This window comes from Kitasatospora sp. NPDC056076, assembly GCF_042266305.1.
In the GTDB taxonomy this organism is placed as follows: domain Bacteria; phylum Actinomycetota; class Actinomycetes; order Streptomycetales; family Streptomycetaceae; genus Kitasatospora.
Window position 1 is genome coordinate 21837 of record NZ_JBHJWG010000006.1, and the last position, 16141, is coordinate 37977.

Annotated in this window: 15 protein-coding genes and 1 tRNA gene; 9 read left to right on the top strand and 7 right to left on the bottom strand. The window is 72.6% G+C overall.

The window, feature by feature from the left end:
• Positions 1-21: 21 nt before the first annotated feature.
• The gene (locus ACFC1T_RS06875) at positions 22-834 is read right to left on the bottom strand and encodes an ABC transporter ATP-binding protein (protein WP_375884523.1); all 813 of its coding nucleotides are present in this window, start codon (positions 832-834) and stop codon (positions 22-24) included.
• 257 nt (positions 835-1091) lie between these two features.
• Between ACFC1T_RS06875 and ACFC1T_RS06880 the strand changes: the two genes are divergently transcribed.
• The 3 genes from ACFC1T_RS06880 to ACFC1T_RS06890 all read left to right on the top strand — a co-directional run bounded on the left by ACFC1T_RS06880 (position 1092) and on the right by ACFC1T_RS06890 (position 2796).
• Positions 1092-1173 (top strand) — tRNA-Leu (locus tag ACFC1T_RS06880).
• Between the two features lie 142 nt (positions 1174-1315).
• Positions 1316-2182, top strand: coding sequence for a Bax inhibitor-1/YccA family protein (locus tag ACFC1T_RS06885; protein ID WP_375884525.1), 867 nt, complete (start codon positions 1316-1318; stop codon positions 2180-2182).
• Positions 2183-2427: 245 nt separating this feature from the next.
• Complete coding sequence (locus ACFC1T_RS06890) at positions 2428-2796, top strand: hypothetical protein (RefSeq protein WP_375884527.1); 369 nt, start codon at positions 2428-2430, stop codon at positions 2794-2796.
• A gap of 100 nt (positions 2797-2896) precedes the next feature.
• Here the strand turns inward: ACFC1T_RS06890 and ACFC1T_RS06895 are convergent, their stop codons facing one another.
• The 3 genes from ACFC1T_RS06895 to ACFC1T_RS06905 form a co-directional block, all read right to left on the bottom strand.
• Positions 2897-3853 carry a hypothetical protein gene (locus tag ACFC1T_RS06895; protein WP_375884529.1) on the bottom strand — a complete coding sequence of 319 codons (957 nt, stop codon included), beginning with the start codon at positions 3851-3853 and terminating at the stop codon, positions 2897-2899.
• A gap of 290 nt (positions 3854-4143) precedes the next feature.
• Positions 4144-5364 (bottom strand): acetyl-CoA C-acetyltransferase, encoded by a 1221-nt coding sequence (locus tag ACFC1T_RS06900; protein WP_375884531.1) that lies wholly within the window; start codon positions 5362-5364, stop codon positions 4144-4146.
• A 64-nt stretch (positions 5365-5428) separates the two neighbouring features.
• The gene (locus ACFC1T_RS06905) at positions 5429-6526 is read right to left on the bottom strand and encodes an SGNH/GDSL hydrolase family protein (protein ID WP_375884533.1); all 1098 of its coding nucleotides are present in this window, start codon (positions 6524-6526) and stop codon (positions 5429-5431) included.
• Between the two features lie 232 nt (positions 6527-6758).
• On the opposite strand from ACFC1T_RS06905, the gene ACFC1T_RS06910 reads away from it, so the two are divergent.
• From ACFC1T_RS06910 to ACFC1T_RS06920, 3 genes are all read left to right on the top strand, one after another.
• Positions 6759-8159, top strand: a complete 1401-nt coding sequence (locus tag ACFC1T_RS06910) for a cystathionine beta-synthase (RefSeq protein ID WP_375884535.1) — start codon at positions 6759-6761, stop codon at positions 8157-8159.
• Positions 8160-8634: 475 nt separating this feature from the next.
• On the top strand, positions 8635-8967 hold the full coding sequence (locus tag ACFC1T_RS06915) for a hypothetical protein (RefSeq protein ID WP_375884538.1): 333 nt from the start codon (positions 8635-8637) through the stop codon (positions 8965-8967).
• Between the two features lie 187 nt (positions 8968-9154).
• Positions 9155-10423 carry an Ig-like domain-containing protein gene (locus ACFC1T_RS06920; protein ID WP_375884541.1) on the top strand — a complete coding sequence of 423 codons (1269 nt, stop codon included), beginning with the start codon at positions 9155-9157 and terminating at the stop codon, positions 10421-10423.
• Between the two features lie 96 nt (positions 10424-10519).
• On the opposite strand, the gene ACFC1T_RS06925 is transcribed toward ACFC1T_RS06920, so the two are convergent.
• Together ACFC1T_RS06925 and msrA are read right to left on the bottom strand one after the other, a co-directional pair.
• Entirely contained in the window at positions 10520-10882 is a 363-nt protein-coding gene (locus ACFC1T_RS06925; RefSeq protein ID WP_375884543.1) for a cupin domain-containing protein, read from the bottom strand.
• A 157-nt stretch (positions 10883-11039) separates the two neighbouring features.
• Positions 11040-11717 (bottom strand): peptide-methionine (S)-S-oxide reductase MsrA, encoded by a 678-nt coding sequence (gene msrA, locus ACFC1T_RS06930; protein ID WP_375884546.1) that lies wholly within the window; start codon positions 11715-11717, stop codon positions 11040-11042.
• A gap of 193 nt (positions 11718-11910) precedes the next feature.
• Between msrA and ACFC1T_RS06935 the strand changes: the two genes are divergently transcribed.
• A complete protein-coding gene (locus ACFC1T_RS06935; protein ID WP_375884549.1) occupies positions 11911-13065 on the top strand; it encodes a cystathionine gamma-synthase in 1155 nt (384 codons plus the stop codon).
• A gap of 5 nt (positions 13066-13070) precedes the next feature.
• Here ACFC1T_RS06935 and ACFC1T_RS06940 read toward each other — a convergent pair whose 3' ends face one another.
• Positions 13071-13553, bottom strand: a complete 483-nt coding sequence (locus ACFC1T_RS06940) for a MarR family winged helix-turn-helix transcriptional regulator (protein ID WP_375884552.1) — start codon at positions 13551-13553, stop codon at positions 13071-13073.
• 111 nt (positions 13554-13664) lie between these two features.
• Between ACFC1T_RS06940 and ilvA the strand changes: the two genes are divergently transcribed.
• Both ilvA and ACFC1T_RS06950 read left to right on the top strand, forming a co-directional pair.
• Positions 13665-14876 carry a threonine ammonia-lyase gene (gene ilvA, locus ACFC1T_RS06945; RefSeq protein WP_375884554.1) on the top strand — a complete coding sequence of 404 codons (1212 nt, stop codon included), beginning with the start codon at positions 13665-13667 and terminating at the stop codon, positions 14874-14876.
• 169 nt (positions 14877-15045) lie between these two features.
• Positions 15046-16140, top strand: a complete 1095-nt coding sequence (locus ACFC1T_RS06950; RefSeq protein WP_375884556.1) for an ATP-binding cassette domain-containing protein — start codon at positions 15046-15048, stop codon at positions 16138-16140.
• Position 16141 lies beyond the last annotated feature (1 nt).

Consider the following 16141-nt stretch of genomic DNA (forward strand, 5'->3'; position numbering starts at 1 on the left):
GGCTTCGGTCGGCTCGCTGGCTCAGCTGGTGCGGCCCTTGGCGTCGAAGCGGCGCATGCGGTCCAGGACGGTGTCGGCGGTGGGGTTGTGGAGTTCGTCGACGATCTTGCCGTCGGCGAGGAAGACGACGCGGTCGGCGTAGGCGGCGGCGACGGGGTCGTGGGTGACCATGACGACGGTCTGGCCGAGTTCGCGTACGGAGTTGCGCAGGAAGGAGAGGATCTCGGCGCCGGAGCGGGAGTCGAGGTTGCCGGTGGGTTCGTCGGCGAAGATGATGTCGGGCTTTCCGGCGAGGGCGCGGGCGCAGGCGACGCGCTGCTGCTGGCCGCCGGAGAGCTGGGAGGGGCGGTGGCTGAGGCGGCCGGAGAGGCCGACGGTGTCGACGACGCGGTCGAGCCAGGCCTGGTCGGCCTTGCGGCCGGCGATGTCCATGGGGAGGGTGATGTTCTCCAGGGCGGTCAGGGTGGGGAGCAGGTTGAAGGCCTGGAAGATGAAGCCGATGTGGTCGCGGCGCAGCTGGGTGAGCTGCTTGTCCTTGAGGCCGACGAGTTCGGTGTCGCCGATGGTGGTGGAGCCGGAGGAGACGGTGTCCAGGCCGGCCATGCAGTGCATGAGGGTGGACTTGCCGGAGCCGGAGGGGCCCATGATGGCGGTGTACTCGCCCTGGGGGAAGGTGACGCTGACGTTGTCCAGGGCGACGACCCGGGTCTCCCCCTCCCCGTAGACCTTGTTCAGGCCGGTGGCGCGGGCGGCCGCCAGGCCGGTACGGACGGCGGTTGCGGTCGACGTGGTCACGGGGGTGCTCCTCGGGGGTTCGCGGATTCGTACCTCCATGCTCCGCGACGTGATCATGGTTCGGCGTCGACCCCTCGAACGGTTGGCCCGACCACCGCTGGGCGTACGGGCGGTGCCGGACCCTCCTCCTGGGGTATGACGGGAACCCTGAGGACGGTGCGGTGGCCGGAATCACCGTGCTTCGTGGCCGAATCTCGAACTGTTCGTCAGATGGCAAGGAAACATGACAACTTCCCGGGCTGGGAACATGCGAAAGGGTGAGCCGGGCGACTAGTCTCAGGGGTGGTTCGCAGGACGCCCGGATGGTGGAACGCAGACACGGGCAGCTTAAAACTGCTTGGCCGCGAGGCCGTGCCGGTTCGAGTCCGGCTCCGGGCACCGCAACGACCCGCGGGGGCGCCTCCGGCGTCCCCGCCGGGAGTCGTTCACCGGATCCTCCTCGCGGCGTATCCCGGAATTTTTGCCAAGCCATTACCCTGGTACCTGGGCGGTGCAGTGCCGCCACGGAGGGAATGTGCACATGAGAAGCAGCAACCCGGTCTTCTCGCGGGAGGGGTCTTTCACCCGCGAGCCCGGTTACGCGGGGTTCGGTGGCACCGCGCAGGCCGGGGGCCAGCACGGCAACCCGTACGCGGGCACGCCCTACGCCCAGCCGCAGGGGCAGGGCCCGCTGACGGACGAGCAGCTCTACCAGATGTACAACGGGCCGTCGGCCGGCCCGGCGGCCACCGGGCGGATGACGCTCGACGACGTGGTCGCCCGCACGGCGATGACGCTGCTCACCCTGGTCGCCGCCGGTGCGGTGGCCTGGTTCACGCTGCCGTTCGAGAACTTCGGCTTCGCGATCGGCGCCAGCCTGGTGGCCATGGTCGTCGGCCTGGTGGTCTCGTTCAAGAACAGCGTCAGCCCGCCGCTGATCCTGACCTACGCGGCCCTCCAGGGCTTCGCCATGGGCGCCGTCTCGCACGCCTTCAACACCATGCTGAACGGCATCGTGATCCAGGCGGTGCTGGGTACGGCGGCGGTCTTCGCGGCGATGCTGTTCGCCTACAAGAGCGGCCGGATCCGGGTCACCGCGCGCTACCAGCGGATCGGCCTGGCGATCGCCCTGGGCTTCGTGCTGCTGATGCTGGTCAACGTCATCGCGATGGCCTTCGGCGCCGACATGGGCCTGCGCTCCGGCCCGCTGGGCATCGTGGTCGGCCTGATCGGCATCGGCCTGGGCGCCTTCTTCCTGTCGCTGGACTTCGCGTCGATCGAGGAGGCCATCGCCCAGGGCGCCCCGCAGCGCGAGTCCTGGCGGGCCGCCTTCGGGCTCACCCTGTCGCTGGTCTGGATCTACATGGAGATGCTGCGGCTGATCGCGATCCTGCGCGGCGACGACTGACGCACCCCCGGTCCTCGCCCCCACTGCCGTCGGGCCCCGGAGCATTCTCTGCTCCGGGGCCCGGCGGCGTTCAGGCCTGTCTCCCGGGTTCCTGCCGGGGCCGCGACGCCGGGGCACGCACCTCGCCGCGTTGTCGTCAGTCACCAATGCTCCGCAGTGGCTCCCTCCTCCGCCTTGCGATGCACGCACCCCAACGCCGCGACCTGATCCGACAAAACCCGGGAGACAGGCCTAGGCTCCTCCCCATGCATGACGTACAGCCCCTGGTCGTAGCCGTCGACGGACTGGCGGATCGTTTCCGCTCGCTGCCGCAGAGCAAGTTGCTGGGCGCCGTGCCCGGGCACGCCTCGCGGGCGGCGGCCGTGCTGGCGCTGGCCCGGCGGCTGGCCGCGCTGGCGCTGGCCGTGGAGGGCGGGCCGGAGCGGGAGTTCCCGGACGCCGGGGCCTTCGCGGCGGGGGACCAGCTGGCCGTCGCCGGGCACGACCTGGCGGCCGCGCTCGCGGCGCTGCCCGAGGGGGCCGAGGTGGCGCTGCCGGACGGGCCGGCGGCGGTGGGCGAGCTGCTGGCCGGGGCGGTGGCCGCGGTGCGGGAGACGGCCTCGCTCTGCGGCTGAGCTGCCTGGCCCTCCAGGAGCCGGACACGCCGAAGGCCGCCCGGGTCGGTAACCCCGCGACCCGGGCGGCCTTCGGTCCTGCTGCGCGACTGAGGTCCGGTCAGATGCTGGCGACCACCCGGTCGGCGAGCACGTAGACGGCTTCCTCGTCGGTGGAGAAGGTCAGCGAGTAGGAGCCGGAGAACCGCGAGCCGCCGAGCAGTCGGACGTGCTCACCGGCACGGACCGCGTCGATCAGCCGGTAGGCGGCCTCCCGGTCGCCCGGGGCCACGCACAGCGTGGTGCCGTCGGCGAAGGCGTACACGTCCAGGGTGCCGAGCGGGCCCGGGCGGACGTCGGTCAGGGCGACGGCTTCCTCGGCGAGGGCGGCGAGCCGGGTGTCGGTCCACTCCCGGGAGGGCGCCTGGCTCGGTACGAAGTCGGGGTGGGAGGGGTGGCGGCGCGGGTCGGGGGCGGCGACCGGGGCCTCCTCCACGAGCGGCTCGGCGTCCAGCAGCCCGGCCTCCAGGCCGGTGGCCAGCAGGTCGGCCTCGCGGCGGGCGCGGGCGTCCTTGGTGGGCTCGCCGGCCGGGTGGCCGGGGCGCAGCGGGGTGCCGCCCTCGGTGCCCGGCTCGGCCGGGCCGGTGCCGCCCTCGGTGATCAGGTCCTCCAGCGCGGAGCGCAGCGCCTCGCCGAACTCCGGGTCCATCGTCCCGGCGTTGTCGGCGGCGTCCTGCGGGCCGGTGGGGCGGGGGAAGAACAGCGGCCACTCGTCGGTGCCGGCCAGTGCCTCGGTGAAGGGCGCCCCGGCGAAGGGGGAGTCGAACAGCGGGGCGTCCTCGGCCGCGCGGGCCTCCTGCTCGGCCCAGAAGGCCCGGGCCTCGGTGATCTCCCGCTCGCGGTCGGCGGCCAGGGCCTCGGCGACGGCCCGGCGTATCGCGGCCTCGTCCACCGGTGCGGGCCCGGTCTGGGCCGCCGCCTGTGCGTCCAGCCGCCGGGAGATGCCCCGGAGGCGCAGCAGCACGGCGGTCGACACGGTGATCAGGATCAGCAGCAGGGTGGTGTAGACGACGCTCACGGAACGTACTCCTAGCGAGGAGCGGAACGGGGTTACGTGTCCACACTGCCCCATCCGGGGCTGTTACCGCAGTGGCGAATGTCTAATTAGTCCGGGACTTTCGCTCTTGTCCCCAAATTGTTAGGTAACACCGTTCTACGCAGTGGAGTTGATCCGCTCCGCAGTGTCGATCCCGGGACCGGAAACGACCGGAAAGAGGGCCGGATCGACCTCTCGGTGTGATCCGGCCCTCAATTACCCACGGTCACTCCAAACGGGTGGTCCAGACCCTTCGGAGCGCGGGGGGAGCGTCAGCTGAGGCGCTCGATGACCATCGCCATGCCCTGGCCGCCGCCGACGCACATGGTCTCCAGACCGAACTGCTTGTCGTGCCACTGCAGGGAGTTGATCAGCGTGGTGGTGATCCGGGCGCCGGTCATGCCGAAGGGGTGGCCGACGGCGATGGCGCCGCCGTTGACGTTCAGCTTGTCCAGGTCGACGCCGAGGTCGCGGTAGGACGGGATGACCTGGGCCGCGAAGGCCTCGTTGATCTCGACCAGGTCGATGTCGTCGATGGTCAGGCCGGCCCGTCGGAGCGCCTGCTTGGAGGCCTCGACCGGGCCGTAGCCCATGATCTCGGGGGAGAGGGCGCTGACGCCGGTGGAGACCACCCGGGCGAGCGGGGTGATGCCGAGCTCGCGGGCCTTGGTGTCGGACATGATGACCAGCGCGGCCGCGCCGTCGTTCAGCGGGCAGCAGTTGCCGGCGGTGACGGTGCCGTCGGGGCGGAAGACCGGCTTGAGGCCGGAGACGCCCTCCAGGGTGACGCCGGCGCGCGGGCCGTCGTCGGTGCTGACCACGGTGCCGTCCGGCAGGGTGACCGGGGTGATCTCGCGCTCCCAGAAGCCGGCCTTGATGGCGGCCTCGGCGAGGTTCTGCGAGCGGACGCCGAACTCGTCCTGGTCGGCGCGGGTGATGCCCTTGAGCGCGGCCAGGTTCTCCGCGGTCTGGCCCATCGCGATGTAGGCGTCCGGCACCAGGCCGTCCGCGCGCGGGTCGTGCCACTCGCCGCCGCCCTCCTCGGCGCGCTTCTTGGTGCGGGCCTGGGCGTCGTCGAAGAGCGGGTTCATGGTGCCCGGCATGCCGTCCGAGGTGCCGTTGACGCTGCGCGACACGGTCTCGACGCCGGCCGAGATGAAGACGTCGCCCTCGCCGGCCTTGATCGCGTGCAGTGCCATCCGCGTGGTCTGCAGGGAGGAGGAGCAGTAGCGGGTGATGGTGGCGCCGGGCAGGTAGTCCATGCCCATCTGCACGGCCACGATGCGGGCCAGGTTGTGGCCCTGCTCGCCGCCCGGGAGGCCGCAGCCGAGCATCAGGTCGTCGATCTCGCGCGGGTCGAGCTGCGGGACCTTGGCCAGGGCGGCCTGGATGACGTGGGCGGTCAGGTCGTCCGGGCGGACGTCCTTGAGGGAGCCCTTGAACGCCCGGCCGATCGGCGAACGGGTGGCGCTGACGATGACGGCTTCGGGCATTGCGGGCTCCTCGCTGGGTGACGGCGGACCTGGCGGTCCGGGAGGAAAGTTACCGCTTGGTAGCTCAGTCGTCACCGGCACCGGCGTGTGAGCTGGCCGACGTGTTGCCGGGCACCGGGCCGGGCTCCGGGGCCGCGTCCGGGCCGACCCGCAGCCGGTGGCGCAGCAGGGCCCAGCGCCGGCCCGGGCCCCCCGGGTCCACGGCCGCGACCTCGGTGCCCGCCCGGTCGGCCGCGGCCGCGGCGGCCACCGCGACCGGCAGCACCGTCTCGCCCGGCAGTGCCGCCTCGCCCGGCAGTGCCGCCCCGCCGGAGCGGGCGGTGCTCGGGCGCTCCTCCTCCGGCCACAGGTCCAGCGCGGCGCAGACCGAGGGCAGCACGGCCATCGCGGCGGTGGCGTAGCCCTGGGCCGAGGGGTGGTAGCGGTCGGCGGCGAACATCTCCGGGCGGGCGGCGAACTCCGGGCCGAGCAGTGAGCCCAGCGAGACGGTGCGCCCGCCCGCCTCCACCACCGCGATGGTCTGCGCGGCGGCCAGCTGGCGGCTCAGCCGCCGGGCCACCCAGCGCAGCGGCGGGCGTACCGGCTTGATCGTCCCGAGGTCCGGGCAGGTGCCCACCACCACCTCGCAGCCGTTGGCGCGCAGCGCGGCGACGGCCTCGCCGAGCTGGCGGACGGCGAGCTGGGCCGGGCTGTGCCGGGTCACGTCGTTGGCCCCGACGATGATCACGGCGACGTCCGGGCGATGCCGCAGGGCCCGTTCCAGCTGGCCGGAGAGGTCGGCCGAGCGGCCGCCGGAGCGGGCCACGTTGACCAGCCGCACCGGGCGCTCGGCGACCGAGGCCAGACCGGCGGCCAGCAGCGCGCCCGGGGTCTCGCGGCCGCGGGCCACGCCCAGGCCGGCGCCGGTGGAGTCGCCGAGGACGGCCAGCACGAGCGGCGGGCGCGGCGGCGCGGCGCCGTCGGCGAAGGCCTCGCCGTAGACGCCGTCGGCCTTGGGCGGGACGGTCTCCAGGACGCCGATGGCCTGGACGGCGAGTTTGCTCTCGGTCAGCAGCAGGCCCACCAGGCCCACGCCGAGCAGTCCGAGCCCGCCCCCGCCGTACGCCGCCGCGGTGGCGATCCGACGGGCCACCCGGGCCCGCGAGTCCTGTGCCCCTGGCATCCGGTGCCCCCTTCGCGTCCTCGTGCCGCCCCCTCCGGGGACACGGCCATGCCTGCACAGCGCTCTTACCCGCGCGGAGGGCGGGAGTACCGGGGGCGCGGGCGGGGGTGGGCCATTGGGGGAGCGCGGCGGCGGTGGGGGGAGTGCGGGAAGGGAGGGCTGGGGCACGTGGCACGCCCTAGGCTTTGCAGTACCGAATGCACTCGCATGCCCATAGACCGGGAGGACCCCCGTGCGGTACCACAACTCGATCATCGACCTGGTCGGCAACACGCCACTGGTCAAGCTGAACAAGGTCACCGAGGGCATCACCGCGACAGTGCTGGCCAAGGTCGAGTACTTCAACCCCGGTGGCTCGGTGAAGGACCGCATCGCGATGCGCATGATCGAGGCCGCCGAGGCCTCGGGCGCCCTCAAGCCGGGCGGCACGATCGTGGAGCCGACCTCCGGCAACACGGGCGTCGGCCTGGCGATCGTGGCCCAGCAGAAGGGCTACAAGTGCATCTTCGTCTGTCCGGACAAGGTGTCCACCGACAAGATCAACACCCTGCGCGCGTACGGCGCCGAGGTCGTGGTCTGCCCGACCGCCGTCGCCCCGGAGCACCCGGACTCCTACTACAACGTCTCCGACCGCCTGGTCCGCGAGACCCCGAACGCCTGGAAGCCGGACCAGTACTCCAACCCGGACAACCCGGCCTCGCACTACCACTCCACCGGCCCGGAGCTGTGGGAGCAGACCGAGGGGAAGATCACCCACTTCGTGGCGGGCGTCGGCACCGGCGGCACCATCTCCGGCACCGGCAACTACCTCAAGGAGGCGTCCGGCGGCAAGGTCAAGGTCGTCGGCGCGGACCCGGAGGGCTCGGTCTACTCGGGCGGCACCGGCCGTCCGTACCTGGTCGAGGGCGTCGGTGAGGACTTCTGGCCGACCGCCTACGACCGCGGCGTCGCGGACGAGATCGTCGCCGTCTCCGACAAGGACTCGTTCCAGATGACCCGCCGCCTCGCCAAGGAGGAGGGCCTGCTGGTCGGCGGCTCCTGCGGGATGGCCGTGGTGGCCGCGCTGGAGGTCGCCAAGAAGCTCGGGCCGGACGACGTCGTCGTGGTGCTGCTGCCGGACGGCGGCCGCGGCTACCTGTCGAAGATCTTCAACGACGACTGGATGGCCGACTACGGCTTCCTGCCCTCGGCCACCGACGAGGCCCACATCAGCGAGGTGCTGGTCCGCAAGGAGGGCATCGAGCAGGGCGGCGTCCCGCAGTTCGTCCACATGCACCCGAACGAGACGGTCGCCGAGGCGGTCCGGGTGCTGCGCGAGTACGGCGTCTCGCAGATGCCGGTGGTCTCCCCGGGCGCCGGGCACCCGGACATCATGGCCGGCGAGGTGATCGGCTCCGTGGTGGAGAAGCTGCTGCTGGAGGGCATCTTCGCCAAGGAGATCGAGCTGACCGACACGCTGGACAAGGTGATGTCCAAGCCGCTGCCGGTGGTCGGCTCGGGCGAGACCGTCACCAACCTGATGACCGTGCTGGAGAAGGCCGACGCGGCGGTCGTGCTGGTGGAGGGCAAGCCGCAGGGCATCGTCACCCGCCAGGACCTGCTGGGCTACCTGACCACCCGCGGCGCGCACTGACGCCCGCTCACCCCGCCCCGCCCGCGGCCGGATCCGGAGGATTCGTCCACGCGCGAAGTGGTACACCGGCGTCACCTGCCCGCAGCACGTGGTTAACACGGCTCCGGCATCGTGGTGGTCAACGGCAAGACGCCGCGCGAGACGGCAGTGGTCCACCGGGAGCGGCTCCCCGGTGACCGCGGCCGGCTCCGGTCACGTCGGACGGTCCTGACCCGGCCGCCGTGTCCGCCCTCCCCGACCGTTGATTCGGAGGGAGGGGCCCCTCCGTGGGGGCGCCGTCGTCCCGACCCTGCCCGGCTCCGGCCGGTCGACAGGGTGCGGCGGCTCCCACGGGCGATCACCGCGCCGTCACGGCGCGGCTCCGCGGCTCCCGGGTGGGGGAGCCGGTCCGGAGCACGGCGGGGCCGGTCCTGTTCCGAGGGGCCGGCCCCTTCCGTGCACGCCGGGGTGTCCGTGGTCCCGTACGCTCGCTGGCATGACCAGCACTGAAACGACCGACGCCCCGCGCTACGTCAAGCTCAAGATCGAGCTCATCGCGGAGATCACCGACGAGGGCGCGCTCAAGGCCGCGGCCCTGCAGCAGGTCGCCGGGGACGAGTACCTCGACGACGAGGAGCGCGCCCAGTCCGTCGACGCCATCGAGGTGGACCCGTCGGGTTCGCTCGCCCACTTCATCGACCCGGTCGCGCTGCTCGGCGACGTCCCGGGCGTGGAGCTCGCCTCGGCGACCTGGGAGTCGGCGCAGACCGAGTTCGACCCCGAGAACGAGGAGTGGGACGAGTACTCCGTGGAGGAGTCCGCCGAGTAACGGCCGTTCGCGCCGTCACCACCCCTGAACACCCGGTCCGCCCCGGCGGACCGGGTGTTTTGTCCATGCTCAGCGGGAAGTTGGGTCATCTCATACGATCGCTTACCCTTCGATGGTGGAACCGTGAGCGGCCGGATTGCGTTTCTGTATCCGTAATTGCCCGGGATGATCAGCAGGGAGACGCGACGTGACGGCACGGGACGGTCAGGGGCGGGTGGCCGGAGTCAACTGGAGCCGACGCGGAGTGCTCGCGGGCCTGATCGGCGCGCCGGTCCTGCTGCTCGCGGCCTGCAACGACAACAGCGGCGGCAGCGGCGGTGGCAACGGCGGCTCCGGCAACGGCGGCACCCCGAGTCCCGGCGGCAGCAGCGCGCCGAAGACCTCGACGGCCGTGATCACCGTCACCCCCGCGGACGGCACCACCGGCGCGAGTTTCAGCGAGCCGGTCAAGGTCACCGTCGCGGGCGGCACCCTGACCAACGTCAAGGTCACCGACTCCACCGGCAAGGAGCTGGCCGGCCAGCTCTCCAGCGACAACACCAGCTGGACCTCGGCCGCGGCCCCGGCCAGCGGTACCAAGTACGCCGTGACCGCCAGCGGCGTCGACAAGGACAAGCTGGAGGCGGACGCCAACGCCAGCTTCACCACGGCGACCCCGGCCAACACCTTCGTCGGCTACTTCACCCCCGAGGACGGCTCGACGGTCGGCGTCGGCATGCCGGTCTCGATCAACTTCAGCAAGCCGATCACGGACAAGAAGGCCGTCCAGTCGGCGATCACCGTGATAGCGGAGCCGGGCGTCGAGATCGTCGGGCACTGGTTCTCCAGCACCCGCCTCGACTTCCGGCCGCAGGAGTACTGGGCCAAGGGCACCAAGGTCACCCTCAAGCTCCGGCTCAAGGACGTCGAGGGCGCGAAGGGCGTCTACGGCACCCAGTCCAAGGACGTCGCCTTCACCATCGGCCGGGCCCAGACCAGCGTCGCCGACCTCGCCACCAAGAAGCTCACCGTCACCACGGACGGCCAGGTCAGCGCCGTCTACAAGATCTCCGGCGGCTCCTCCGAGCACACCACCTGGGGCGGCAAGATGGTGATCTCCGAGCAGTTCACCCAGACCCGGATGAACTCGCAGACCGTCAACCTGGGCAGCGAGTACGACATCGCCGACGTGCCGCACGCCCAGCGCCTCACCACCTCGGGCACCTTCATCCACGGCAACTACTGGTCGCCGTCGTCGATCTTCGGCGGGCAGAACACCAGCCACGGCTGCGTCGGCCTCCAGGACGCCAAGGGCGCCCAGGACAGCAGCACGGACGGCTTCAAGTTCTACAAGTCCTCAATGGTCGGCGACGTCGTCGAGGTCCGGAACTCGGGGGACAAGACCGTCGCCCCTGACAACGGCCTGAACGGCTGGAACCTCGGCTGGGCCGACTGGAAGGCCGGCAGCGCGGTCTGACCCGCCCCCGCCCGGACGTTCCCGCCCCGGCGTTCCAGTTCCGCACCGCTGCTTCCGCCCGCCCCTCGGCCCGCCCGAGGCGGCGGGCGGCCGCGTTCACCGCTTCGCGTAGTCCGCGAAGCCCTGCCAGTCCACGATCACGCACGGCTCGTCGCCCAGGATCCAGGCGTCGTGGCCGGGCGGGCAGATCATGAAGTCGCCCGGGCCGTAGTCGGCCTGCTCGCCGTCGTCCATGACGATCCGCATCCGGCCGGAGACCACGTACCCCAGGTGCGCCGCCCGGCAGCTGTCCGTCCCCGCGATCGGCTTCACGTGCTTGGACCACTGCCACCCCGGCTGGAACACGGCCCGGCCGACCGGGCCGCCGTCCAGGTTGACCAGCCGCAGCTCCCCCGAGCCGTCCTCGAACGGGCGGACCTCCTCGGGAGCCTCGAAACTCATGCGGACCAGACCGGACATGGCGCACTCCTCTCACGAGGAACGGCCCGGCCGCCAACAGGTGGCCGGGCCGCCCTTGCTGGCCCTTCCAGTCTGCGCCCGCCCCCGGGAACGGTCACCTCGGGTAGCGGGCGCCGGGCCGGGGTGGCGGGTGCCCGGACGGCCCGACGCCGGGCGGTCAGCCCTGGGTGCGGGCCACCCCGATCGGGCAGGAGGCGCCGGTGCCGCCGAGACCGCAGTAGCCGTTGGGGTTCTTGGCGTCCGACAGGTACTGCTGGTGGTACGGCTCGGCCGGGTAGAACGGGCCGGCCTCGGCGATCTCGGTGGTGATCGGGCCGTGACCGAGCGCGGTCAGGGCGGGCTGGAAGGCGTCCCGGGTGGCGGCCGCGGCGGCGGCCTGGGCGGGGGAGTGGGTGTACAGCGCGGAGCGGTACTGGGTGCCCACGTCGTTGCCCTGGCGGTTGCCCTGGGTCGGGTCGTGGGCCTCCCAGAAGGCCTTCAACAGCCGCTCGTAGGACACCACCGCGGGGTCGAAGACCACCCGGACCGCCTCGGTGTGCCCGGTCAGCCCGCTGCACACCTCCTCGTACGTCGGGTTCGGCGTGTGGCCGCCCTGGTAGCCGACCAGCGTCGTCCAGACGCCGGGCAGCCGCCAGAACGTGCGCTCGGCGCCCCAGAAGCAGCCCAGCCCGAAGTCGGCCACCTCCAGCCCCTGCGGGTACGGGCCGGTCAGCGGGTGGCCGAGGACGGTGTGCGGCTCGGTCAGGGCGAAGGCCGGGGCCGGGCGGCCGGGCAGCGCCTGGTCGGCGGGGACGAGCGAGGTCTTGTGGCGGTCGAACAGCACGGCCTGCTCCATCGGGGTAGGGAGGGTTGCCCAGGATTCAACGCACCGGACGGCCCGCGGATTCCGGCTCGGGCGGCTTCCGGGATCCGGTCCGGCGGATTCCGGGGATCCGGCCCGGCGGACTGCCGCGGACTCCGGGGGTCCGGTCCGGGAGGTCCGGGCATTCCGGCAGGCGCACGGCGGTACGGCCGTTAGGCTCGGAGCCATGACCGAGCACCAGCTTCCCCAGGGCTTCGAGACCCTCGCCATCCACGCGGGTCAGGAAGCAGACCCCCAGACCGGGGCCGTCGTCACGCCGATCTACCAGGTGTCCACCTACAAGCAGGACGGGGTGGGCGGCCTGCGGGGCGGCTACGAGTACAGCCGCAGCGCCAACCCCACCCGCACCGCGCTGGAGGAGTGCCTCGCGGCCCTCGAAGGCGGCGCCCGCGGCCTTGCCTTCGCCTCCGGCCTGGCGGCCGAGGACACCCTGCTGCGCACCATCCTCAAGCCGGGCGACCACATCGTGATCCCCAACGACGCCTACGGCGGCACCTTCCGGCTGTTCGCCAAGGTGCTGACCCGCTGGGGCGTCGAGTTCTCCGTCGCCAACACCCAGAAGCTGGACGACGTCCGCGCCGCGCTGCGCCCCAACACCCGCGCGGTGTGGGTCGAGACCCCGTCCAACCCGCTGCTCGGCATCACCGACCTGGCCGGGCTGGCCGAGGTCGCGCACGGTGCCGGGGCGCTGCTGGTGGTCGACAACACCTTCGCCAGCCCGTACCTGCAGCAGCCGATCGCGCTCGGCGCGGACGCGGTCGTGCACTCCACCACCAAGTACATGGGCGGCCACTCGGACGTGGTCGGCGGTGCGCTGGTGCTCGCGGAGGCGGGCCTCGGCGAGGAGGTCGCGTACCACCAGAACGCGATGGGCGCCGTCTCCGGGCCGTTCGACGCCTGGCTGGTGCTGCGCGGCATCAAGACCCTGGGCGTCCGGATGGACCGGCACAGCTCCAACGCGGAGAAGGTCGCCGAGCTGCTGGCGGGCCACCCCAAGGTCAGCCAGGTGCTCTACCCGGGCCTGCCCGAGCACCCCGGCCACGACATCGCCGCCAAGCAGATGAAGGCCTTCGGCGGCATGGTCTCGTTCCGGGTCGCCGGCGGCGAGGAGGCGGCCGTCGAGGTCTGCAACCGCGCGCGGCTGTTCACCCTGGGCGAGTCGCTGGGCGGCGTGGAGTCGCTGATCGAGCACCCGGGCCGGATGACCCACGCCTCGGCGGCCGGTTCGCCGCTGGAGGTGCCGGCCGACCTGGTGCGCGTCTCGGTCGGCATCGAGTCGATCGACGACCTGCTGGCCGACCTCACCCAGGCGCTGGGCTAAGGGGGTCAGTGGCTCTGCTGGTCCGCCGTGTACGACTCCATCGCGAGGTTGAAGCGGGCCAGCAGGGCGCAGAACGCCTGTTGCTCCTCGGGCGGCCAGTCGGCCGTCAGGCGGCGGGTCAACTCGGCCCGGCCGTCCCGGACTTCGGCGAGTCGGCCGGTGCCGCAGGCGGTCAGCGCGAGCCGTACCGCGCGGCGGTCGGCCGGGTCCTGCACCCGGCCGACCAGCCCGGCCGCGACCAGCGGGGCGACCTGGCGGGTCACCGTGGAGGAGTCCACGCCGAGCGCGTCGGCCAGCGCCTTGACGTTGGCCGGCCCGTGCCGCTCCAGGCGGTCGAGCAGCAGGTAGGCGGCCCGGTCCAGCACGGCCACGCCGCCGCCGGAGGTCCGGACCTGTTCCATCCGGCGGGCGAACACCGCCAGCTGGTACTGGAGTTGGGTGTGGACGGGCTCGGTTCGGTCGGTGGCCTGGGGCGAGGTCGTCGTCATCGCGGCTCACGATCGTCATGCGGTGAGAGAAGCTCAGAAGCAGCAGCGTACGCGGGCGGAGCGGGCCCGGGAACAGGCCCGACGTCCCGGGTTGGCCCCTAGGCTGGGATCATGCACAACTGGCCGATCACCCTCGACGACGTCCGCGGCGCCCAGAAGATGCTCGCCGGGGTCGCCCGGGTGACCCCGATGGAGGGCAGCCGCCACCTGTCCGGGCTGATCGGCGCGCCGGTCCACCTCAAGTGCGAGAACCTCCAGCGCACCGGCTCCTTCAAGCTGCGCGGGGCGTACGTGCGGATCGCGGGGCTCTCGCCGGTGCAGCGGGCCGGCGGGGTGGTCGCGGCGAGCGCCGGGAACCACGCCCAGGGGGTGGCCCTGGCGGCCTCGCTGCTGGGGGTGCGCTCGACCGTGTTCATGCCGGTCGCGGCGCCGCTGCCGAAGGTCGCCGCCACCCGCGAGTACGGCGCCGAGGTCCGGCTGCACGGCACCACCGTCGACGAGGCGCTGCAGGCCGCGCAGCGGTACGCGGAGGCGACCGGCGCGGTGTTCATCCACCCCTTCGACCACTGGGACGTGGTCACCGGCCAGGCGACCGTCGGCCTGGAGATCCTGGAGCAGTGCCCCGAGGTGCGCACCATCCTGGTCGGGGTGGGCGGCGGCGGGCTGCTGGCCGGGATCGCGGCGGCGGTCAAGCCGCTGCGGCCGGACGTCCGGGTGGTCGGGGTGCAGGCGGCGGCCGCGGCCGCGTACCCGCCCTCGCTGGCGGCCGGGCGGCCGGTCTCGCTGGAGCAGTTCGCCACGATGGCCGACGGGATCATGGTCGGGCGCCCCGGGGACATCCCGTTCGAGGTGGTCAACACCTTGGCGGACGGTATCCGCACGGTCTCCGAGGACGCGCTGTCCCGGGCCCTGCTGCTCGGCCTGGAGCGGCTCAAGCTGGTGGTCGAACCGGCCGGGGCGGCCCCGATCGCGGCGCTGCTGGAGCAGCCGGACTCGTTCGAGGGCCCGGTGGTGGCGGTGCTCTCCGGCGGCAACATCGACCCGCAGCTGATGCAGCGGGTGCTGCGGCACGGGCTGGCGGCGGCCGGGCGCTACCTGTCGCTGCGGGTGCGGCTGGCGGACAAGCCGGGCTCGCTGGCGGACCTGCTGGGGGTGCTGACCAGGGTGGACGCCAACGTGCTGGACGTCGCGCACGTCCGGATCGACCCCCGGCTGGGGCTCACCGAGGTCGAGGTGGACCTGCACCTGGAGACCAAGGGGCCGGAGCACTGCGCGCTGGTGGTGGGGGAGCTGAGGGACGCGGGGTACGTGGTCTCCGGCTGAGCCCCCGCGGGCGGTTCCCCGAATTCGCTTGACGCGATGTATCGCGAGTTGCCAGGATCGCGATACATCGCGTTCTGTGTCAGCGGCCGAGAACCGAGTCGCCCACGCGCCCGAACGGGGGGCAAAGTGGGACAGATCGCTCCATTCGTCCGAGGAGATGAGGCAGGCCATGGCGCCAGCCATCCAAGCCGAGAACCTGGTGAAGACCTTCGGCGACGTACGAGCCCTGGACGGCGTCAGCCTCGACGTCCCCGAGGGCACGGTGCTCGGGCTGCTCGGCCCGAACGGCGCCGGGAAGACCACCACCGTGCGCGTCCTCACCACCCTGCTCCGTCCCGACTCCGGCCACGCGGTGGTCGCCGGGGTCGACGTCCTCAAGCACCCCAACAAGGTCCGCAGCCTGATCGGGCTGTCCGGCCAGTACGCGGCGGTCGACGAGTACCTGACCGGCTTCGAGAACCTCACCATGGTCGGCGAGCTCTACCAGATGAGCACCCGCAGCGCGAAGGCCCGCGCGCTGGAGCTGCTGGAGTGGTTCAACCTCACCGAGGCCAAGGACCGCACCGCCAAGACCTACTCCGGGGGCATGCGCCGCCGCCTCGACCTCGCCGCCGCGCTGGTCGTCCGGCCGCCGGTGATGTTCCTCGACGAGCCGACCACCGGGCTCGACCCGCGCAACCGGCTCGCGCTCTGGGAGGTCATCGAGACCCTGGTCGAGCAGGGCACCACGCTGCTGCTCACCACCCAGTACCTGGAGGAGGCCGACCGGCTCGCCCACGACATCGCGGTGGTCGACCACGGCCGGGTGATCGCCCGCGGCACCGCCGACCAGCTCAAGGCGCAGATCGGCGGCGAGCGGATCGAGGTCGTGGTGCACGACCCGGGCCTGGTCACGGACGCGGTCGCGGCCCTGTCCGGGTACGCGCTGGGCGAGCCCGCGGTGGAGAAGAACACCCGGCGGATCACCGTGCCGGTCAGCGGCGGCGCCCGGGTGCTCGCCGACGTGATCCGCGAACTGGACGGCCGGGGCATCGAGATCGACGACATCGGCCTGCGCCGCCCCACCCTGGACGACGTCTTCCTCACCCTCACCGGGCACATCGCCGAGTCGGCCGAGGAGGACGGCGGCGGTGCCAAGAGCCGCGGCCGGGGCGGTCGCGGCCGCGGCTCCTCGGGCGGCGGCGCGGGCGGCGCGGACGGTGCCGACGGCGGGGGCCAGGGGCCCGACGAGCAGCAGGCCGTCGCGGCCGGAACGGAGCGCTGAG